General features: G+C 72.8%; 24 protein-coding genes and 1 tRNA gene. 18 read left to right on the forward strand and 7 right to left on the reverse strand.

The genetic code is table 11. From position 1 onward, the window contains the following. Nucleotides 1-116 precede the first annotated feature (116 nt). The 3 genes from ABZ923_RS30485 to ABZ923_RS30495 are packed head-to-tail and all read right to left on the reverse strand — an operon-like array spanning nt 117 to nt 3,330. Nucleotides 117-593: a cupin domain-containing protein gene (locus ABZ923_RS30485; protein WP_361477893.1), complete on the reverse strand. Its 477-nt coding sequence runs from the start codon at nt 591-593 to the stop codon at nt 117-119. Further along, nucleotides 590-1,177, reverse strand: a complete 588-nt coding sequence (locus tag ABZ923_RS30490; protein WP_361477896.1) for a GNAT family N-acetyltransferase — start codon at nt 1,175-1,177, stop codon at nt 590-592. Before ABZ923_RS30490 ends, ABZ923_RS30485 begins: the two co-directional genes overlap by 4 nt. Beyond that, nucleotides 1,174-3,330, reverse strand: a complete 2,157-nt coding sequence (locus ABZ923_RS30495; protein WP_361477899.1) for a penicillin acylase family protein — start codon at nt 3,328-3,330, stop codon at nt 1,174-1,176. Before ABZ923_RS30495 ends, ABZ923_RS30490 begins: the two co-directional genes overlap by 4 nt. A 72-nt stretch (nt 3,331-3,402) precedes the next feature. Here ABZ923_RS30495 and ABZ923_RS30500 point away from each other — a divergent pair, with 72 nt between their 5' ends. The 5 genes from ABZ923_RS30500 to ABZ923_RS30520 all read left to right on the forward strand — a co-directional run bounded on the left by ABZ923_RS30500 (nt 3,403) and on the right by ABZ923_RS30520 (nt 7,026). Next, entirely contained in the window at nt 3,403-4,125 is a 723-nt protein-coding gene (locus ABZ923_RS30500; RefSeq protein WP_361477902.1) for a siderophore-interacting protein, read from the forward strand. Nucleotides 4,126-4,801: 676 nt separating this feature from the next. Next, a complete protein-coding gene (locus ABZ923_RS30505) occupies nt 4,802-5,404 on the forward strand; it encodes an HhH-GPD-type base excision DNA repair protein (RefSeq protein WP_361477905.1) in 603 nt (200 codons plus the stop codon). Nucleotides 5,405-5,738: 334 nt separating this feature from the next. Next, on the forward strand, nt 5,739-6,431 hold the full coding sequence (locus ABZ923_RS30510; RefSeq protein ID WP_361477908.1) for an HdeD family acid-resistance protein: 693 nt from the start codon (nt 5,739-5,741) through the stop codon (nt 6,429-6,431). A 94-nt stretch (nt 6,432-6,525) separates the two neighbouring features. Then, nucleotides 6,526-6,846, forward strand: coding sequence for a hypothetical protein (locus ABZ923_RS30515; protein WP_361477910.1), 321 nt, complete (start codon nt 6,526-6,528; stop codon nt 6,844-6,846). Between the two features lie 54 nt (nt 6,847-6,900). Beyond that, a complete protein-coding gene (locus ABZ923_RS30520) occupies nt 6,901-7,026 on the forward strand; it encodes a hypothetical protein (RefSeq protein WP_361477913.1) in 126 nt (41 codons plus the stop codon). 46 nt (nt 7,027-7,072) lie between these two features. Here ABZ923_RS30520 and ABZ923_RS30525 read toward each other — a convergent pair whose 3' ends face one another. Continuing rightward, nucleotides 7,073-8,638 carry a helicase HerA-like domain-containing protein gene (locus ABZ923_RS30525; protein WP_361477915.1) on the reverse strand — a complete coding sequence of 522 codons (1,566 nt, stop codon included), beginning with the start codon at nt 8,636-8,638 and terminating at the stop codon, nt 7,073-7,075. 113 nt (nt 8,639-8,751) lie between these two features. Here ABZ923_RS30525 and ABZ923_RS30530 point away from each other — a divergent pair, with 113 nt between their 5' ends. Together ABZ923_RS30530 and ABZ923_RS30535 are read left to right on the forward strand one after the other, a co-directional pair. Continuing rightward, nucleotides 8,752-9,048 carry a type II toxin-antitoxin system VapB family antitoxin gene (locus tag ABZ923_RS30530; RefSeq protein WP_004943146.1) on the forward strand — a complete coding sequence of 99 codons (297 nt, stop codon included), beginning with the start codon at nt 8,752-8,754 and terminating at the stop codon, nt 9,046-9,048. A gap of 98 nt (nt 9,049-9,146) precedes the next feature. Continuing rightward, nucleotides 9,147-9,785 carry a LytR C-terminal domain-containing protein gene (locus tag ABZ923_RS30535; RefSeq protein WP_361477918.1) on the forward strand — a complete coding sequence of 213 codons (639 nt, stop codon included), beginning with the start codon at nt 9,147-9,149 and terminating at the stop codon, nt 9,783-9,785. Between the two features lie 43 nt (nt 9,786-9,828). On the opposite strand, the gene upp is transcribed toward ABZ923_RS30535, so the two are convergent. Then, complete coding sequence (gene upp / locus ABZ923_RS30540; protein ID WP_353754511.1) at nt 9,829-10,464, reverse strand: uracil phosphoribosyltransferase; 636 nt, start codon at nt 10,462-10,464, stop codon at nt 9,829-9,831. Nucleotides 10,465-10,560: 96 nt separating this feature from the next. Here upp and ABZ923_RS30545 point away from each other — a divergent pair, with 96 nt between their 5' ends. The 8 genes from ABZ923_RS30545 to ABZ923_RS30580 all read left to right on the forward strand — a co-directional run bounded on the left by ABZ923_RS30545 (nt 10,561) and on the right by ABZ923_RS30580 (nt 15,267). Then, nucleotides 10,561-10,803: a hypothetical protein gene (locus ABZ923_RS30545; RefSeq protein ID WP_361477920.1), complete on the forward strand. Its 243-nt coding sequence runs from the start codon at nt 10,561-10,563 to the stop codon at nt 10,801-10,803. Between the two features lie 304 nt (nt 10,804-11,107). Beyond that, nucleotides 11,108-11,638 carry a hypothetical protein gene (locus ABZ923_RS30550; RefSeq protein WP_361477952.1) on the forward strand — a complete coding sequence of 177 codons (531 nt, stop codon included), beginning with the start codon at nt 11,108-11,110 and terminating at the stop codon, nt 11,636-11,638. An 80-nt stretch (nt 11,639-11,718) separates the two neighbouring features. Then, nucleotides 11,719-12,150 (forward strand): tRNA adenosine(34) deaminase TadA, encoded by a 432-nt coding sequence (tadA, locus tag ABZ923_RS30555; RefSeq protein WP_361477923.1) that lies wholly within the window; start codon nt 11,719-11,721, stop codon nt 12,148-12,150. A gap of 69 nt (nt 12,151-12,219) precedes the next feature. Next, nucleotides 12,220-12,304 (forward strand) — tRNA-Ser (locus ABZ923_RS30560). A gap of 155 nt (nt 12,305-12,459) precedes the next feature. After that, nucleotides 12,460-12,639: a hypothetical protein gene (locus ABZ923_RS30565; RefSeq protein WP_103817756.1), complete on the forward strand. Its 180-nt coding sequence runs from the start codon at nt 12,460-12,462 to the stop codon at nt 12,637-12,639. A gap of 8 nt (nt 12,640-12,647) precedes the next feature. Continuing rightward, complete coding sequence (locus ABZ923_RS30570; protein WP_361477926.1) at nt 12,648-12,950, forward strand: Dabb family protein; 303 nt, start codon at nt 12,648-12,650, stop codon at nt 12,948-12,950. A gap of 184 nt (nt 12,951-13,134) precedes the next feature. Then, nucleotides 13,135-13,989: an RNA polymerase sigma factor SigF gene (locus ABZ923_RS30575; protein ID WP_361477955.1), complete on the forward strand. Its 855-nt coding sequence runs from the start codon at nt 13,135-13,137 to the stop codon at nt 13,987-13,989. A gap of 336 nt (nt 13,990-14,325) precedes the next feature. Beyond that, the gene (locus tag ABZ923_RS30580; RefSeq protein ID WP_361477928.1) at nt 14,326-15,267 is read left to right on the forward strand and encodes an RNA polymerase sigma factor SigF; all 942 of its coding nucleotides are present in this window, start codon (nt 14,326-14,328) and stop codon (nt 15,265-15,267) included. A gap of 195 nt (nt 15,268-15,462) precedes the next feature. On the opposite strand, the gene ABZ923_RS30585 is transcribed toward ABZ923_RS30580, so the two are convergent. Next, on the reverse strand, nt 15,463-15,906 hold the full coding sequence (locus ABZ923_RS30585) for a hypothetical protein (RefSeq protein ID WP_361477931.1): 444 nt from the start codon (nt 15,904-15,906) through the stop codon (nt 15,463-15,465). On the opposite strand from ABZ923_RS30585, the gene ABZ923_RS30590 reads away from it, so the two are divergent. Next, a complete protein-coding gene (locus ABZ923_RS30590) occupies nt 15,884-16,075 on the forward strand; it encodes a hypothetical protein (RefSeq protein WP_361477934.1) in 192 nt (63 codons plus the stop codon). The two genes, ABZ923_RS30585 and ABZ923_RS30590, sit on opposite strands and share 23 nt — an antisense overlap. Before the next feature lie 16 nt (nt 16,076-16,091). On the opposite strand, the gene ABZ923_RS30595 is transcribed toward ABZ923_RS30590, so the two are convergent. Continuing rightward, nucleotides 16,092-16,283, reverse strand: a complete 192-nt coding sequence (locus tag ABZ923_RS30595) for a hypothetical protein (protein WP_361477937.1) — start codon at nt 16,281-16,283, stop codon at nt 16,092-16,094. A 204-nt stretch (nt 16,284-16,487) separates the two neighbouring features. On the opposite strand from ABZ923_RS30595, the gene ABZ923_RS30600 reads away from it, so the two are divergent. Together ABZ923_RS30600 and ABZ923_RS30605 are read left to right on the forward strand one after the other, a co-directional pair. Beyond that, on the forward strand, nt 16,488-16,982 hold the full coding sequence (locus ABZ923_RS30600) for a MarR family transcriptional regulator (protein ID WP_361477940.1): 495 nt from the start codon (nt 16,488-16,490) through the stop codon (nt 16,980-16,982). Between the two features lie 13 nt (nt 16,983-16,995). Then, nucleotides 16,996-19,533 (forward strand): MFS transporter, encoded by a 2,538-nt coding sequence (locus tag ABZ923_RS30605; protein WP_361477943.1) that lies wholly within the window; start codon nt 16,996-16,998, stop codon nt 19,531-19,533. Nucleotides 19,534-19,684: the final 151 nt, after the last annotated feature.

Genomic DNA, 19,684 nt, shown 5'->3' on the forward strand with positions numbered 1-19,684 from the left:
TCCCCGCACGCGCCCGTGCCTCCGTACCGGCACACGCGCACCCGTGCCCACTGCCTCCGTACAGGTACGCGGAGAACCGCCGGTGTGCTCAGGGCCGGTCCGGCCGTCGCGCGGGGTCACGGGCGGCACAGGTCCCTGATCCGGGCGGCCTCGGCCGGGTAACGCGCCGTGAGATCGGCCGCGTTGCCGTGGTCGTAGTCCGCGTAGGTGAACCCGGGCGCCATGGTGCAGCCGAAGAACGTCCACGAGCCGCCCGCGGCCACCCGCGCGCCCATCCAGGTGCGGGCCGGGACGGTCAGCTGGAGGTGCTGGCCGGCACGGAGGTCCGGCCCGAGGACGGGGGTGCGGGTGGTGCCGTCGGGGGCGAGCAGCAGGAGGTGGAGCGGGTCGCCGAGGTAGAAGTGCCAGACCTCGGCGAAGGGCAGGCGGTGCAGGGCGGAGAAGTCGTCGGCGGTGAGCAGCGCGACGATGGCGGAGCCCTCGGGACGGCCGTCGGACCCCTCGGGCCCGGCCCAGGTACGCCGGAAGAGGCCGCCCTCCCGGGGTAGAGGTTCGAGGCGGTGATGGGCGATCAGCTCTTCGGGCGTCGTCATCCGGGGAAGGCTACCGCCCGGTCGAGGAAGGCCAGTTGCGCGTGCTTCTCCGGGAGGTACACGTCGGGCAGGTCCACCTCGGGCAGGACGACGGCGGGGCCGCGGCGGAAGCCCTGGCGTTCGAAGCGGGCGATCGCCTTGGTGTTGCGCACGTCCGGGTCGATCACGATCCGGTGGCGGTCCAGGACCACCAGCGCGTACGTCGTGATGGCCGTCAGCAGGGCCGAGGTCCAGCCGGGGCGCGGGCCGTCGGGGCCGGCGGGGGCGAGCAGCAGGTGGATGCCGAGGTCGCCGGGGCGGACGTCGTAGCACTCGCCGACCCGGTCGGCGGAGGGCTCGTACGTCTGGAGGAGGGCGGCCGGTTCGCCGTCCTTGGTGACGAGGTGGGCGTGGTGGGTGTCGAGGGTGGCCATGTGGGCGTAGATCTCGGCGACCTGGGCGCGGGTGAGGCCGTTCATGCCCCAGAACACGGCACGTTCGTCGCTCACCCAGGCGTGGATCAGTCCCGCGTCGCCCTCCGGGTCCAGGGGGCGGATGCGGACGGTGCCGTAGCCGTCGAGGTGCTGGACGTGCAGGTCGGTCATTCGGATTCCTCGGTGGGGTCGGGGGCGGCCGGATCCGACGAGTCCGCCGGTTCGGTCGGTTCGGGGGTGAGCAGGGTCCAGTCGGTGACCACCGGGGCCAGTTCTCCCTCCAGCCACAGGGGGAGCTGGTCGCGGTGGTGGCGGGCGCCGGGTACGCCGTCGGCGCCGAAGGGGACCACCCAGCGGCTGCCGTCCCGGTCGGCGAGATCCCAGACGTAGCGGGCGGCCGGGCCGCGGGCGGCGAGGTCGGTGAGGCCCGGGACCGCGGAGGTGCTGAGCACGCAGTCGTGGTCGCCGGCGAGACCGGGCTCCTCCGCCGCGGTGTACGGCCCGGTCGGCAGCGCCCGCCAAGGGGCCAGGCGGTGGGTGGCGGACCAGGGGACGGCGGGGGGTGCGGCGGCGACCTCCTCCAGGGCGGTACGGACGGCTGCCGCGCGGTCGATGCCGTACAGGTCCTCGGCGGTCAGCAGGTGTTCGAGGGCGTGGCCGATGCGCGGGACGAGGGCCAGCCAGGGCAGTAGGACGTCCGGGTAGGCCGGGGGTGTGGTGAGCGGGGCGAAGACCGGGTGGGCGGCGAGCCGGCGTACGACCGCGCTACGCACCGCCGCGTACGCCGCCGCGTCGGTGCTGTCCGCGTCCATCCGGCGGTCCCAGGCGAGCAGACGGTCGCGCAGGGCCGCGGCGGCGGGGGTGAGGCCGGTGAGCGCGGCGAGGTGGTCCAGGAGGGGGGCGGCGGAGCCGAGGTGGGTGTCGGTGTGGATCGCGGGCATGCCGTCGGCGGTCCAGGCGCGGTCCGCGTCGAGCAGGGCGCGGATGCGGGCGGCGCGGTGGGGCGGGGCGAACTCCACGCCGAGGGGGGTGGCGAGGCCGCGGGCGTTGGCCATCACGGCGATGCCGTCCTCGGTGGCCGGGCGGGCGTACGGCGTCTCGTGCGTGCCGTGCCAGTCATGTCCGGGTTCCCAAGCGGGCACGGGGTGGAAGCGGTTGGCCTCGGCGCGGACGGGGACGCGGCCGGCGACACGGTGCAGGGTGCCTCCGGCGGTGTCGGCGGCCTGTACGACGTTGACGGGCTCGGCCCAGGCGTCCAGGGCGCGGTCGACGTCGGCGACGGTGCGGGAGCGGAGGAGGGGCAGGAGGGCACTGAAACCGAGGTCCTCCGTGACGCGGGGCGGGTAACGCAGGGCCAGCGCCTCGGCACCGCCCGGGTGGCCCTCGTCGCCCGCGTCCAGGCCCTCCGGGCCCCCGGCGATCACCGGGCCGCGGGGTGTTTCCACGAGCTCGATCTCGACGGGGGGTTCGCCGGCGACGTGGACCGTTTCGGTGTGGCGGGCGGCTCGGTGCCAGGTGCCGTCCGGTGCGAGGGACTCGATGCCCGCGCCGGTGCGGCGCAGACGCTCGCGGTAGAGGTCCTGGTAGTCGGCCATGGCGTTGGTGATGGCCCAGGCGGCCGTGCCGGTGTGGCCGAAGTGGGCGATGCCGGGGACGCCGGGCACGGCCAGGCCGATGACGTCGAACTCGGGGCAGGCCAGGCGGATCTGCTGGTAGACGCCGGGGTCCTCGATGAAGCGGTGGGGGTCGCCGGCGATGAGGGCGTGCCCGGTGGCGGTGCGGTCGCCGGTGACCAGCCAGCCGTTGCTGCCCGCCGTACCGGGCCCGTCGGTGGCGAACAGGCCGACGGCGTCGGGTCCGAGGTGCCGTACCGCCTGCTCGCGCCAGAGCTTGGCGGGGAAGCCGGCGAACAGGATGTGCGTGCCGAGCCAGACACCGAGCGGCGTCCAGGGCTGCCAGCGGCCGGCGGCCAGGCCGGTGCGGGCGAACTCGGGCGCGCGGCGGGCGCCGGCGGGCAGGCCCTCGTTGACCCCGTCGACGTACGCCCGCACCCAGTCGGCCGTCTCCGGGTCCCGGCGTTCCAGCGCGGCGAAGCAGCGGCGGGCGGTGTCCTCCAGCCGGGCCCGGCGGGCGAAGACGTCCCAGGAGAGGGCACCGGCGCCGAGGAAGGACGCGGAGGTGCCCTGGGCGCGGTGCCGCTCGACCTCCAGTTGCCAGGCCCGGTCGCGGGCGGTGACCCGCCCCTGGGCACGGGCGAGTTCGCGGGCGCTGGACGCGCGCAGGTGGGGGATGCCCCAGGCATCGCGGTACGTCTCGGTGGTCACCCGGGGAACTCCTTTAGGTTAGCCTTGCCTAAGTTTGCCGTGGCGGAATCGTACGCGAACCGTGGAGGGGTCATGGGGCAGGGGCGGGGCTGGGAAGGCGCGGTGCTGAAACTGCTGCGCGCCAAGGACTTCGTACTGACGGTGCTCGACGCGCAGGACGTGACCCCGCACTACCGGCGGCTCCGGCTGAGCGACGGCGGGCTGCTCGCCGCGACCGGCGTCCACCCCACCATGTGGGTACGGCTGTGGTTCTCCGCCGACGGCCGGCCGCACCAGCGCGCCTACACCCTGGTCGACCCCGACCCGGCCACCGGCACGTTCGGCCTGGAGTTCGCGCTGCACGCGGGTACGGCCTCCGACTGGGCGCGGGCCGCACGGCGCGGCGACACCGTCGAGGCCACCGTCCAGGGCACCGGGTTCCAGCATCCCGACCCCGCGCCCTCGCACCTCGTCGCCATCGGCGACCCGGCCTCGCTGCCCGCGATCAACTCCCTGCTGGGCGCCCTGGGTTCGACCCCGGCGACCGTCTGGTTCGAGGGCGAGCCCGCGGGGTTGCCCTGCCGGGCCGCGGCCGGCCGGCACGAGTTCCGGGCGGTACCGCGCCGGGACGCGGGCGCCCACCTGGTGGACCGGGTCCGCGCCGAGCTGCCCCCCGTCCTCGCCGGCACCCCGCACCCGTACGTCTGGATCGCCTGCGACACGGCAACCACCCGCACCCTCGCAACCCACGTCCGCAAGAACCTGAACGTCCCGAAACAACGGGTGCACGCGCTGGGGTACTGGCGGGCGGAGTGAAGGGGCGACGGCGGGTTGAACGGGCGAGGCGCACGGGCCTGCGGGGGAGGCGGGCTGGGCGGACGCACGGGTTAGGCCGGCTGGGCGGATGGGTCTGGCGGGTTGAGCGCAGTGGGCGGGCCCGGTGGATGGGACTGGCGGGCTGAGCGCAGTAGGCGGGTCGGGCGAACGGGCCTGGCGAGCTGAGCCCAGTGGGCGGGACGGGCGCGCGGTGGTGGGTTGGTTGGGTGCGAGCAGGCGGCCGGGGGGGGCTGGGCGGGCGGGGTGAAAGAGGCTGCGGACGGAGCAGGCTCGCTCGGCGGGGAGGGAGAGACCGGGGCTGCCGGCTGAGCACACGGAGTGGACGGAGTGTCCTGGGCGAGCGCGCGGACCGTGGGCGGAGCGTCCTGGGCCGGCGCGCGGACCGTGGGCCGGACGGCCGACCAGGCGGGCTGAGCACGCGCGCTGGCTGCGCGGGCGGAGCAGGCTGAGCGCGCGGAGCGGACGCGCGGGCTGGGCACCCGGAGCGGACGCGCATGCTGCGCGGGCGGAGCGGAGGCGCGGGCTGAGCACGCGCGCGGGCTGCGCGGGCGGAGCAGGCTGGGCACGCGGAGCGAACGCGCGGGCTGAGCGGGGGCGCCGGGCCGGTGGGTGGGTCGGGCGCGCGGAGCTGGTGGGGGCGCGGGATCATCGACGCATGGACGTCACCCTGCACCTCGCCCAGGACCCGGCGGCCGACGCGCTGCTCGGGCGCTCCCCGCTCGCCGCGCTGACCGGGATGCTGCTGGACCAGCAGATCCCCATGGAGTGGGCGTTCAAGGGGCCCCGGACCATCGCCGACCGGCTGAGCGCCGAGGATCTGGACGCGCACGAGATCGCGGCGATGGATCCGGAGGCCTTCGCCGCGCTGCTCTCCGAGAAGCCCGCGGTGCACCGCTACCCCGGCTCGATGGCGAAGCGGATCCAGCAGCTGTGCCAGTACCTCGTCGAGCACTACGACGGGGACGCGGAGGCCGTCTGGCGGGGCGTCGGCAGCGGGGCCGAGCTGCTGCGGCGGCTGGAGGACCTGCCGGGGTTCGGTAAGCAGAAGGCGCAGATCTTCCTGGCCCTGCTCGGCAAGCAGCTCGGTGTCGCCCCCGCGGGCTGGCGCGAGGCCGCCGGGGCCTACGGCGAGCCGAAGTCCTTCCGGTCCGTCGCCGACATCACCGGCCCCGAGTCGCTGGCCAAGGTACGCGCCCACAAGCAGGAGATGAAGGCGGCGGCGAAGGCCGCGAAGTCGGCGAAGCCGGCGAAGAAGTAGCGCGCCGCGCCGACGGATAGCACCCCCCACCGAGCCGGCCTGCACCGTCCGCAGCCTCTTTCATCCGGCCCGCCCAACGACGGCCCGCACCAGCGCACCCACCCCCGGCAACGGCCCACCCAGGGCACCGGCCCCGCGCCCGCAACGGCCACAGCACCGGCACCCGCACCCGCACCCGCACCCGCACCCGGCAACGGTCCGCACCACGCACCGGCCCGCCCCACGCACCGGTCCCGACATCCACATCTGGCAACGGCCCGCCCCGAACACCACCCCGCCACCCATCCGGCCCACCCCACTGGCCCCCGCCCCCCGGCCGCTCTCAGCATGGAGCATGACCGAGGCACCCAGTGGTGGTCCCGAAGGGGGCCGTGAATACGACGATCGGCACGTACACGGCGGGGAGGCTCGTGGGCGGCCCGCGGTGGAGCCGCACCGTGGGCACCATGAACCGGAACCCGCGTTCGAGGGCCCCCTGCACGCCCTGTCCCGGGCCGTCTGGCAGGTCGTCCTGCTGACCGGGATCGGCTCCCTGGTGCTCGGCGTCCTGGTGCTGATCTGGCCGGACGCCTCCCTGCTCGTCGCCGGCGTGCTGTTCGGCCTGTACCTGGTCTACAGCGGGATCATGCAGCTGGTGTCGGCGTTCGGCACGCACCGGGCGACCTCGCTGCGGGTGCTGGCCTTCATCAGCGGCGCGCTGTCGATCGTGCTGGGCCTGTTCTGCTTCCGCGGCCCCATGCAGTCGATTCTGCTGCTCGCCCTGTGGATCGGCATCGGCTGGGTGATCCGTGGGATCACCCAGACCCTGGCCGCCGTGCACGACTCCCGGATGCCGGCCCGGGGCTGGCAGATCTTCCTCGGGATCCTCACGTTCATCGCCGGGATCGTGCTCATCGACTCGCCGTTCGAGTCGATCTCCGTACTGACCCTCGTCAGCGGGATCTGGCTGGTCGTGGTGGGCGTCGTGGAGATCGTCACCGCGTTCCGCATCCGCGGCCGGGCCCGCCATGTGCCGCAGGCGCTGTGACCGCCGTCAACCGCGTGTGTCCCGGGTACGCCGAGCGGGCGGATCTCGCACCCGGCGTGCAGCCTCGCCCGCCCGCCCCGGGCAGACAGCCGGTGTGAGGAGGAGCAGCAGCACACCCCGGAGCCGTACCTGGCTGCGCGTGCTCGTGCTGCTCCTCGCCCTGTGGGTGCCCGGCGCCCACCTGTCGGCCCAGGCGGCCCCGTACCTGTCGGTGGCCGCCGAGACCGCCGAGCACGAGACCCTCGACCCGGCGCTCCGGCCGCCCTTCCGCGCCGTCCACCGGGCCGACGTACCCGAACGCCCCGCACCCCTGCCCGCCCCGGCGCCCGCGCGCCCGGCGGCCCGCCCGTGCCCCGCCGTGCCGCGGGTGCCGGACACCACGCCCCTGCTGCGCACGGTGGTCCTGCGCTGCTGACGGACCCGCGTCCCCCGCGAGGTCAGTCGGTTCGACGCAAGGAGCAGCACAGCCATGCCCAACGATCCCTACGCCGTCCTGCGCGCCCTGCTGCGCGCGGAGGCCCGGCGCGGTACGGCCGCCAGGCCGGACCAGCGCACCCCGCAGCCGCAGCGGCCCCCGGAGGACCGGGCCCGCTGAACGGCCCCCGGCGGGGGCGTTCCACCGCCTCCGCCGGGCCGGTGCGCTACCGGCGCCGGCGGGCCGTGCCGAACAGGGAGCGGGTGATCTCGCGGCCGAGCTGGGTGCCGACCGAGCGGGCCAGCGACCTGAACATCCCGCTGGCGACGACCTGTTCGACCAGCGACGGTTCCTCCCTGGGCGCCGGCCCGGGCCCGGGTGCCGCGGCCGCCGGTTCCTGCGGGCGGGCGGCGCCCAGCCTCTCGTACGCCGACTCGCGGTCCACAGCCTGTGCATAACGCTCGTGCAGCGGGGAGGCGCGGACCGCCTCGTCCAGTGCGGCCGCGTCGACCGGGCCCATCAGGGACTCCGGGGCGCGCAGCCGGGTGGCGGCGACCGGGGTCGGGGCGCCGGTCTCGCCCAGCACGGTCACCACGGCCTCGCCGGTGCCCAGACCGGTGAGCAGTTCCTCCAGGTCGTACGCCGACTTGGGGAAGGTCTGCACGGTCGCCCGCAGGGCCTTGTGGTCGTCGGGCGTGAAGGCGCGCAGGGCGTGCTGGACGCGGTTGCCGAGCTGGGCGAGGACGTCGCCGGGCACGTCCTTCGGGGTCTGGGTGACGAAGAAGACGCCGACGCCCTTGGAGCGGATCAGCCGGACGGTCTGGGTGATCGAGTCCAGGAACGCCCGGGAGGCGTCGTGGAACAGCAGGTGCGCCTCGTCGAAGAAGAACACCAGCCGGGGCTTGTCGGCGTCGCCGATCTCGGGCAGGTCGTGGAAGAGGTCGGCGAGCAGCCACATCAGGAACGTCGAGAACAGCAGGGGCTTGTCCTGGACGGCGGGGAGTTCGAGGACCGAGACGATCCCCCGGCCGTCGGGCGCCGTGCGCAGCAGGTCCGCCGTGTCGAACTCCGGCTCGCCGAAGAAGTCCGCCGCGCCCTGCGCCTCCAGGGCCGTCAGCGAGCGCAGGATCACCCCGGCCGTGGCGCCGGACAGGCCGCCGATGGTCCGCAGTTCGGTCCTGCCCTCGTCGGAGGTGAGGAAGGCGACGACCGCGCGCAGGTCCTTGAGGTCGACCAGCTCCAGGCCCTTGGTGTCGGCGTAGTGGAAGATCAGGCCGAGGGACTGCTCCTGGGTGTGGTTCAGCTGGAGCACCTTGGCCAGCAGCACCGGGCCGAAGCTGGTGATCGTGGCCCGCACCGGGATGCCGTGGCCGAGGCCGCCGAGCGCGAGGAACTCCGCCGGGAAACCGGCCGGGGTCCACTCCTGGCCGACCTCGCCGGACCGCTTGCGCACCCGGTCGTCCGGCCGTCCCGGCCGCGCGATGCCGGAGAGGTCGCCCTTGACGTCCGCGAGGAACACCGGCACGCCCTGCGCCGACAGTCGCTCGGCGATCAGCTGGAGGGTCTTGGTCTTGCCGGTGCCGGTGGCGCCCGCGACCAGGCCGTGCCGGTTGAGCACCGGCAGCGGGACCCGGACCGACACGCCGGGGTGGCACGCGCCGTCCCACAGCAGGGCGCCGAGGTCGAGCGCGGGACCGGTGAAGGCGTAACCCGAGGCGATCTTCTGCGCCCCGGCGGGCCGCGCACCGGCCCCCTCGGGCCCGGCCGGCGGCACGGTCTCGCTGTCGCTCATCCCCGGCCCCCGTTCCCGTAGTAGCCCATTTGCCGGAATTGCTCCATCTTTTCAAGCGTTGCACTCCGCCGCCATGGCTGCGCCCGGAACGTCTTGACCGGTAGGCTTTCCGTGTGATCTTCAAGCGCATCGGAAACGGCCGGCCGTACCCCGACCACGGCCGGGAAAGCACCCGGCAGTGGGCGGACGTCGCGCCGCGCCCGGTCCGCCTCGATCAGCTCGTGACCACCAAGCAGCAGCTCGATCTGGAGACCCTGCTGGCGGAGGACTCGACGTTCTACGGCGACCTCTTCGCCCACGTCGTGAAGTGGCAGGGCGACCTGTACCTGGAGGACGGCCTGCACCGCGCGGTGCGCGCCGCCCTGCAGCAGCGCCAGGTGCTGCACGCGCGCGTGCTCGAACTCGACTGACCCGGCGCGACACGGCGGTTGCCCCTTTCGGGTTCCGCTGAGCGGCCTCGACTGATCATCTGATAGGCATCGCCGCTCAGGCGCACTACGCTGCGTTCATGAGCATGCTGACTCCCCCCGGCATGGGCGGCCAGTACCGGATCACGGGGGACAAATACCCTCGGATGCGTCCGCCCCGACGGCACGGCAGGCTCGTGGCCGCCGTGGTGGCGTCCACCGCCGTGCTCGGCCTGGTCGGCTGGGGCACCCTGCAGCTCATCGACGTCTTCACGGGCGGCGGCGGCACCTCCACGGCGTCCGGCGCCGGGACCCACTGCCGGACCAAGGCCGCGGCGGCCCCGGTGGCCCGGGTACAGCCCCTCCCCGAGCCCGGCCGGATCACCGTGAACGTCTACAACGCCACCAAGCGCACCGGGCTCGCCAAGAGCACCGCGGACGAACTGAAGAAGCGCGGCTTCAAAATCGGCAACGTGGGCAACGCGTCGAAGCAGTACGACAAGAAGGTGAAGAGCACCGGGATACTCCTCGGCTCCCCCGCCGCCCAGGACACCTCCCTGCGGGTCCTCGGCACCCAGCTGGCCGGCGCGGAAACACGCGCCGACGGCCGCAAGGGCGCCGACCTGGACCTGATCATCGGAGACGCCTTCAAGGGCCTGGCCAGCCGCGCGGCGGCCGACCGGACCCTGACGGCCCTGACCGAACCGCAGCCGGCGGCCACGACGAAGAAGTCCTGCTGAGCGGCGCCCCGGCAGGGGCGCACCCCGGCAGGCGCGGAGCGGACTACTCGGCGGCCCCGTAGAGCCGGTCCCCCGCGTCCCCCAGCCCCGGCACGATGTACCCCAGCTCGTTGAGGTGGTCGTCCACGGCCGCCGTGACCACGGTGACCGGCGTACCCGCCAGCTCCCGCTCCATGACCTCGACGCCCTCCGGCGCGGCCAGCAGCACCACGGCGGTGACATCGTCGGCGCCGCGCTTGATCAGCTCCTGGATCGCCGCGACCAGCGTGCCGCCCGTGGCCAGCATCGGGTCGAGGACGTACACCTGGCGGCCCGACAGGTCCTCCGGCATGCGCGAGGCGTACGTGGACGCCTGCAGCGTCTCCTCGTTGCGGATCATGCCCAGGAAGCCCACCTCGGCGGTCGGCAGCAGCCGCACCATGCCGTCCAGCATGCCGAGGCCGGCCCGCAGGATCGGCACCACCAGCGGACGGGGCCGGGCCAGCTTGACGCCCGTGGTCTGCGCGACCGGGGTCTGGATGTCGACGGCCTCGGTGCGCACGTCCCGCGTCGCCTCGTAGGCGAGCAGGGTGACCAGTTCGTCGGCGAGCCGCCGGAAGGTCGCGGAGTCGGTGCGGCGGTCGCGCAGCGTGGTGAGCTTGTGAGCGACCAGGGGGTGGTCGACGACATGGAGACGCATGCCCCTAACGGTACCTGCGCCACGGGTCGCCCTCACGCTGGCGTCAAACCGGCCATCCGGGGGAAAGTGGGAAGGACGTAAGTGGGGTGGTGAGACGTGTCCGACCAGCGTGACCTGCCCGCGGACGCCTCCGGAGCCGGCGACCCGACCGGCCCCGCCGCGCGGTCCGCGAGGACCGATCCCGACAAGCCCGAGAGCGAGGCCGCGCGCCGGCGGCGCCGCGCCCAGTTCCTGCGCGACCTCGCCGAGGCCCGCGCCCTGCGCGCCCGGGTGCAGCCCCGGCGCGCCAAGGCCGCCCGGCTGCGCCACGCGATGCGCATGCGGACGTTCCGCTGGTAGCCGTGCGGGACGCCGCCGGACAGCGGAAGATCCACGCACGCACCGGTGTTGGGGAGGTGGGCGTGCGTGAGCCCGGGGAAAAGCCGCGTACGATCCGCAGGTGGCGGCAATGAGCGCGCTGGTGAGCCGATCACGGATCCACGATCGAAACAGCCAGACACAGGGAGCCGAAGACGTCCCCTGGACGCCTTGTTTCTGCCACGATTCCGAGTGGGTGGGGCTCGGAGCCCCAGCTCTCCCCGCCCACGTACCTCCGCCGGGGGGACCCCCAACCGGCACGCCTATGACCAGTGGGAGAGTCACGGTGTACTTCGCCGCACTGCTCGCGCGCACCGAAGACGGGTGGGAAGCGAGCGACACAGAGCTGGACGATGTGGAGACCCTGTCGGATCTGGCCGACCTGGCCCGGGAAGCCTCTCCCGACGAGGACACGGTGCTCGTGCTGATCGAGCAGGAGGACTCCTGGTTCGGTGTCGTCCGCGTGGACGGCGAGGACGACCCTCGCATCTACGTCTCGGACGCCGCCGCCGCCCAGCGCAGCGCGTACGGGGAGCTGCTGCTCACCGACGAGCTGCTCGGCCGGGAACCCGGCGCGGACGACGGCCCGGACCTGGACGCCCTGGACCTCGACGGCACGGAGGACGGGGAGTCCGAGGACGACGAGGAGGAGGGCGGCGCCGCCGACGCGGTGCCGCACAGCCCGGTGGGCGACAGCGAGATCCTCGACGACCTGGGCATCAGCGAGAAGGAGCTGCGCGCCCTGGACGCCGACGACGCGCTGAACACGATCGCCGAGGCCCTGGGCGCCTCGGAGGTGCTGGAGACCGTCCGCTGACCACGCCACAGGACCCGCTGCCCACGGGGCGGATACCGCAGGGCGCGCCGGATCCGGTACGGGACCGCTGGCGCGCCGCGATGCGGCACGCCCTGGCGGAGGCCGACCTGGCCGTGCGGGGCGGGGACGTCCCCGTCGGCGCCGTCGTGCTGTCCCCGGACGGTACGACGGTGCTCGGAACCGGGCACAACGAGCGGGAGGCCACCGGTGATCCGACGGCCCACGCGGAGGTCCTCGCGATCCGGCGGGCCGCGGCCCGGCTCGGTCAGTGGCGGCTGACCGGGTGCACGCTCGTCGTCACGCTGGAGCCGTGCACGATGTGCGCGGGCGCGCTCGTGCAGTCCCGGGTGGACCGGGTGGTCTACGGCGCCCGGGACGAGAAGGCGGGCGCGGCCGGCTCCCTGTGGGACGTGGTGCGCGACCGGCGGCTCAACCACCGCCCGGAGGTCATCGAGGGCGTGCTCGCGGCGGAGTGCGCCCGGGTCCTCACCGATTTCTTCCGGGACCGCTGACGGTGTCCCTGACGGGGGCACCCGCTATCGATTTCAAACCTCGCCCCACCTTGCTGTAGGGTCTCCCTCGGTAGCGTGTCCGAGCGGCCGAAGGAGCTCGCCTCGAAAGCGAGTGTGGCGCAAGTCACCGAGGGTTCAAATCCCTCCGCTACCGCTTGCAGGAAGGCCCCGCCGAAGAGCGGGGCCTTTCGCGTGTTCCGGACACATCGCCCGCGCTCCGGCGGGCTGTTGGCCGTACGCGAAGGCCCGAAGGTTACACTCGCCGCCGGCAGGCAGGGGCCCTCGGGCACTGGTACAGGGGAGGCCGCGGTGGCGGTGAACGCCAAGAAGATCGCCGTGTACGTGCTCGTGGTCTTCGCGCTGTACGTGATCATCACGGACCCGGCCAAGGCGGCCGACTACGTCCAGATAGGCTTCGAGGGCATATCGGACGCGGCCAAGGCCATCGGCGACTTCATGACCTGGGTCGCCCACGGAGGAAAGAGCTGAGGTACCCCATGATCCGCCACCTGGTCCTCTTCAAGCTGAACGAGGGCGTCGAGCGCGACGATCCGCGGGTCGTGGCGGGCGTGGAGGCCTTCCGGGCGCTCGGTGGCCAGATCGAGGAGCTGCGCTTCTGGGAGTGCGCCTGGAACATCAGCGACCGGCCGATCGCCTACGACTTCGCGATCAACTCGGCCGTCGAGGACGCCGACGCCCTCAAGCGCTACCTGGAGCACCCGGCCCACCAGGCGGGCGTCGCGCTGTGGCGCGAGTTCGCCACCTGGGTGATCGCCGACTACGAGATCGCCGGGCAGTAGCCCCGGCCCGCGCGCTCGCGACAGCCCCCCACCCTTTCCGGCGGGGGGCTTTCCACGCTCTGCTTACCCCAAGTTGACGGCGTTTGAAACACAACACGGGGTTATCGGGTGCTTGCACACAGTGCACATGTCTTGTGATGCTATGACCGCTTTTGACGGATGATTGACCGATGAAGAGGTGGCGTTGACCTTGTCGGCCAGTACTGCGCCGCCCCAGGAAGAGGCGCCCCCTCCGACCCCACCGGACCCACCGGACCCACCGGCCCCCGAGAAGCGCCGCGGCGCCGACACCCGGGCCCTGACCCAGGTCCTGTTCGCCGAACTGAAGGAGCTGACCCCGGGCACGCCGGAGCACAACCGGGTGCGGGGCGCGCTGATCGAGGCGAACCTCCCGCTCGTGCGCTACGCCGCCGCCCGCTTCCGCTCCCGCAACGAACCCATGGAGGACGTCGTCCAGGTCGGCACCATCGGGCTGATCAACGCCATCGACCGCTTCGACCCCGACCGGGGCGTGCAGTTCCCGACCTTCGCGATGCCCACCGTGGTCGGCGAGATCAAGCGGTACTTCCGGGACAACGTCCGCACCGTCCACGTCCCGCGCCGGCTGCACGAGCTGTGGGTGCAGGTCAACAGCGCCACCGAGGACCTGACCACGCTCTACGGCCGTTCCCCCTCCACCGCCGAGATCGCCGAGCGGCTCCGGATCAGCGAGGAGGAGGTGCTCAGCTGCATCGAGGCGGGCCGCTCGTACCACGCCACCTCACTGGAGGCAGCCCAGGAGGGCGACGGACTGCCCGGCCTGCTGGACCGGATCGGCTACGAGGACCCGGCCCTGGACGGCGTGGAACACCGCGACCTGGTCCGCCATCTCCTCGTCCAGCTCCCGGAGAGAGAACAGCGCATCCTCCTTCTGCGCTACTACAGCAATCTCACCCAGTCACAGATCAGCGCGGAACTCGGCGTCTCCCAGATGCATGTCTCCCGACTGCTCGCCCGTAGCTTCCAGCGACTGCGTTCCGCAAATCGGATCGACGCATAGCGGCAGCAGAAGCCGTAGCGGCTGATGCATAGCAGGCGCACGGAAGCACGGCTCGAACGGCACTGCATCGCAAGCCCGATCGAGAGGTAACCGGCGCGAGCGAAATCGCTCACCAGGGCGGTTGCCGTCAGTTGGCCCCCGAAATACCGTCAGACCCCTTCTTTCCAGGGCCGATCCGGATCTGACATGTCGACATGTCGGTACAGCGCGTTGCCGACATGTGACATTCTGCGGGAAGCGCGTTTGCCGTGGCTTCGGCTCCGGTATTCAGGTGAGGGCTGCGTTGCTCGTGAAGACAGCGCCGCCGCGACCGTCCCGCGACCCAAAGGGGGTGGCATGTCCGCAGACCAGGGCAGCTCGAAGGTGCTGACGCCCACGATGAGCGAGGCAGCGCCCAAGGAGCTCGACGCTCTCGACGTCCTCGACGGCTTCGAGGGTGTCACGGCCCTCGAAGCCGTGCCGTCCCCGGCCGCCGACCCGGCCGCCGAAGCTGTCCCGGCCGCGCAGGCCACGGCGAACCTCGACACCCGCACCCTGTCCCGCTCCCTGTTCCTGCGCCTGGCCGCGCTGGACGAGGACAGCCCCGAGCGGGCCTACGTCCGGGACACCCTGATCGAGCTGAACCTGCCGCTGGTCCGCTACGCGGCGGCCCGGTTCCGCTCGCGCAACGAGCCGATGGAGGACATCGTCCAGGTCGGCACCATCGGCCTGATCAAGGCGATCGACCGGTTCGACTGCGAGCGGGGCGTGGAGTTCCCGACCTTCGCGATGCCGACGGTCGTGGGCGAGATCAAGCGGTTCTTCCGCGACACCTCGTGGTCGGTGCGGGTCCCGCGCCGGCTGCAGGAGCTGCGCCTGGCCCTCACCAAGGCCAGCGACGAGCTGTCGCAGAAGCTGGACCGCTCGCCGACGGTGACCGAGCTGGCCGCCGTGCTCGGCGTCTCCGAGGAGGACGTGGTCGACGGCCTCGCGGTCGGCAACGCCTACACCGCCTCCTCGCTCGACTCCCCGGCCCCCGAGGACGACGGCGGCGAGGGCTCCCTGGCCGACCGGCTCGGCTACGAGGACACGGCCCTGGAGGGCGTGGAGTACCGCGAGTCCCTCAAGCCCCTGCTGGCCAAGCTCCCGCCCCGGGAGCGGCGGATCATCATGCTGCGCTTCTTCGCCAACATGACCCAGTCGCAGATCGGCGAGGAGGTCGGCATCTCCCAGATGCACGTCTCCCGCCTGCTGACCCGGACGCTGGCCCAGCTCAGGGACGGCCTGATCTCGGACTGAGCCACGCATGCGGGCTTCCGACGGCGGGCTTCCCATCTGACGGTACGTCAGCCACCATGACCGGATGCTGCGTACCGGGATCCTTCGTACGTCGACATGGACGCATGGCCGCCGAGGCGCCGTTACGGCAGCGTCGGCGGCCGTCGTCTGTCTGGGCGGGGTGCTGGCCGCGTGCGGCGGCGGTCCGGGCGGTGGTCACACCGCGGTCGGCGCGGGCGGGGGCGGCCCGACCGCCGTACGGCCGTCGGGGTCGGTGACGCTGGTGCCGCTCGACGGGGCGCCACCACGCTCGGCGCGCCCTTCGTCCGCACCGAGCGGTTCGACCGGGGCCGGCGACACGGGCTCCGCCGCACCCACGCGCACCGATCGGGCCACGCCGGCCGAGCCCGCGGGGAGAGCCACCCCCGGCACACCGGATCCGTCCGGCAGCCGCAGCGGTCGTACGACACCGCCGGCGGCCTCGCCCGGCCCGACCCGGAGCCGTACGACGCCTCCCGCGACTCCCGCCGACCTCTCCTGGGGCACCCCGGCGACCGAGGGCACCGACCGGCGCTGGTGCCAGAAGGTGACCGTGGCGTTCCGCAACTCGGGGGGTACGGCGGTGCGTTCGGGCTCGGTGACGTTCGGGACGCACGTCATCGGCGCGCTCGGCGTCGACTGGGGCACGGTCGGGTCGACCGTGGAGCTGCCCGTGCCGCTCGCGCCGGGTGCGCGCCGGGACCCCACGTGGACGGTGTGCGTGGATGCCTGGAGGGTGCCGCTCGGCATGCACATCGAGACGCGGGACGTGTCCGTCGAGTGGGAGTGACCCTTACGGGCCCTTGCTACATCGCCAGCCAGGCGACGCCGGCCACCACGGCGAGCGCCAGGACGACACCGATGATCAGGCCGACGCGGGGGCCGGAGGGAGCCGCCTGCTGCTGCCGCCCCTGGGGAGCCTCGTCGACGAACGCGCGGAACATCTGGGTGCTGCCTGCGGGGTCGTAATTGCCCTGGGGGCCCTGGGTGTTAGCCATGCCCCGAGACCCTAGCGAATCCCGGGGACCGACCCAAGTGCGGGGCCACCGGGACAGACGGGGGCACGCCACCCGCAGCCACCGGCATGTTTACGTTCGCAATACGTGCCTTTGCCAACTTTTTGCGCCGGCCACCCCCGATTTGTTTGCCTTCAGCAACCAAGCACCTTTATGGTTGCCCTAAGCAACGATACGGGAGGTGTGATGGCCGAGCAGGCGCAGTTCGAAGAGCTGGCGCGTCAGCTCAGCGCCGTCGGAGCCGTGAAACGGGACATGGGGCGGATCCTGCCCCACGACTGTCCGGCCGGCTCGGCCGCCGTGCTGACGCTGCTCGGCCGCCACGGCGACATGCGCATGAGCAAGCTCGCCGAGCTGCTCGCCGTGGACATGTCGGTCACCAGCCGGCATGTCGCGCACGTCGCCGCACGCGGCTGGATCGAGCGGCACCCGGACCCCGCGGACAAGCGCTCGCGCATCCTGCGCCTGACGCCCACGGGTCTGGAGCAGCTCGACGAGCTGTCCCGGCGGACCACGCATCTGCTCGCCGAGCGGCTGGCGGACTGGACCGACGAGGACGTCGCCGAGCTGATCCGGCTGATGACGCGCCTGCGCGCGTCCTTCGGCGACTGCCGGTCCGCCCCGCTGCGGCTCCCCGAACCCGTATCCCACGAGACCACCCGTACACCCGCAAGCACATAAGAGAAGGAAGCCCATGGCAACGACCACACCAGCCGGTGTGCGGGCTCACGCCAAGCACGGGGGAGGCTCCCACGGCGATGCCCCGATGACGCACCGGCAGATCATGGAGGCCCTGTCCGGGCTGCTGCTCGGCATGTTCGTGGCGATCCTGTCGTCCACGATCGTCTCCAACGCCCTGCCGCACATCATCGGGGACCTCGGCGGCGGCCAGTCCGCCTACACCTGGGTGGTCACCGCCGCCCTGCTGTCGATGACCGCGGCCACTCCCCTGTGGGGCAAGCTCGCCGACCTGTACAGCAAGAAGGCTCTCGTCCAGATAGCCCTGATCATCTACGTGGTCGCCTCGATGGCGGCCGGCCTGTCGCAGAACCCCGGCATGCTCATCACCTTCCGGGTGTTCCAGGGCATCGGCGTCGGCGGTCTGTCCGCCCTGGCGCAGATCGTCATGGCCGCGATGATCTCCCCGCGCGAGCGCGGCCGGTACTCCGGCTACCTGGGTGCCACCTTCGCCGTCGCCACCGTCGGCGGTCCGCTGCTCGGCGGTGTCATCACCGACACCTCCTGGCTGGGCTGGCGCTGGTGCTTCTACGTCGGTGTCCCCTTCGCGATCATCGCGCTGATCGTGCTGCAGAAGACCCTGCACCTGCCCGTGGTCAAGCGGGAGGTCAAGGTCGACTGGGGCGGCGCCACCCTCATCTCCGCCGCCGTCTCCCTGCTGCTGGTCTGGGTCACCTTCGCCGGTGACAAGTACGACTGGCTGTCCTGGCAGACCTATGCGATGGTCGGCGGTTCGGTCGTCCTCGGCGCGCTGTTCGTGCTCGTCGAGTCGAAGGCGAGCGAGCCGATCATCCCGCTGCGCCTGTTCCGCAACCGCACGATCACCCTGGCGTCGCTCGCCTCGCTGTTCGTCGGTGTCGCGATGTTCTCCGGCACCGTCTTCTTCAGCCAGTACTTCCAGCTGGCCCGCGACAAGTCCCCGACCATGTCGGGCGTCCTGACCATCCCGATGATCGGCGGTCTGTTCGTCTCCTCGACCGTCTCGGGTCAGTTCATCACCCGCACCGGCCGCTGGAAGGCGTGGCTGGTCAGCGGTGGCGTCCTGGTCACGGCCGGCCTGCTGCTGCTCGGCGGCATCCGGTACGACACCGACTACTGGAAGATGGCCGTCTTCATGGCCCTGCTGGGTCTCGGCATCGGCATGATGATGCAGAACCTGGTCCTCGCCACGCAGAACCAGGTGGCGCCCTCCGACCTCGGCTCGGCCAGCTCGACGGTCACCTTCTTCCGCTCCCTCGGCGGTGCGGTCGGCGTCTCCGCGCTGGGTGCCGTGATGTCCCGCCGGATCACCCACTACGTGCAGGACGGCGTCGCCGACCTGAGCCCGAAGTACCAGAAGGCCCTGGCCGGCGGCTCCGGTTCGACCGACAGCATCCCGGACATGGACGCGCTCCCGAAGCCGATCCGGACGCTGCTGGAGAGCGCCTACGGCCACGGCATCGCCGACGTCTTCCTCATCGCCGGCTGCCTCGCCGCCATCGCCTTCCTGATCACGCTGTTCATCAAGGAGGTCCCGCTGAAGACCAGGGGCGCGCTCGCCCAGGCCACCCAGGGCGAGGCCCCCGTGACCGACCCGGCCGCCGCGCCGGCCGTCGCCGAGGCCCAGGCTCCGGCTCCGGCTCCGGAGCGGGTGCCCAGCTGGGCCGCCCCCGTCGTCGGCGAGAACGGCACCACGGCCACCGCGGCCACGCAGCCGGGCGCCGTCGCCACGGTCGCCGAGCCCGGCACCGGTGGCGGCATCCCGGTGCACGGTTTCGTCCGCGGCGCCGAGAGCGCCCCGGTCCCGCAGGCCGCGATCACCCTGATCTCGCTGTCCGGCCGCCAGCTGGGCCGCTCGGTCGCCCAGGCCGACGGTTCCTACGCGCTCGACGCCCCCGGCACCGGGTCGTACGTCCTGATCGCCTCCGCCGACGGCTACCAGCCGCAGGCCTCCACCATCGTGGTGGGCGGGGAACCGCTGTCGTACGACATCCTGCTGAGCGGCACCAGCGGGCTGACCGGTGTGGTCCGGGCCGCCGGGAGCGCGCTGCCGGTCAAGGACGCCATGGTCATCGTCACCGATGTGCGCGGCGACCTGCTGGCCACCGCCGCCACCGGCGAGCAGGGCGACTTCGCCCTGACCGACCTGGTGCCGGGCACGGTGACCGTCGCGGTCAACGCGAACGGCTTCCGGCCGCGCGCCCTGCCGGTCGAGGTCGGCGCCACCGGCGTCACCCGCGTCGAGGTCGACCTTGACGCCGGCGCCCGGCTCCAGGGTGTCGTCCGGGCCCCGCACGGCCCGCTGGCCGACGCCCGGGTGACCCTGGTCGACCAGGCGGGCAACGTGGTCGGCAGCGCCACCACCGGTGCGGACGGCGCGTACGCCTTCACCGACCTGGACGGCGGCGACTACACCGTCATCGCGACCGGCTACCCGCCGGTGGCCACCGCGCTGACCGTGGCCGGCCCCGGCGTCGACGGCCACGACATCGAACTCGCCCACCCCGGCGAGTAGTCCACACCCCGGCCCGTGGCGGCGCGCGCCCTGAGCGAAGGGCGCGCCCCGCCCGGGCCGGGGGGCTAAGGCCCTGTTTTTTTGTTTTTTTTTGGTGTAAATGGTTGGGGCTTATCGCGCAGTATCGGTAGGCGGGCGGGGGGGGGGGGTT

The organism is Streptomyces sp. NPDC046881 (genome assembly GCF_040645015.1).
GTDB lineage: Bacteria > Actinomycetota > Actinomycetes > Streptomycetales > Streptomycetaceae > Streptomyces.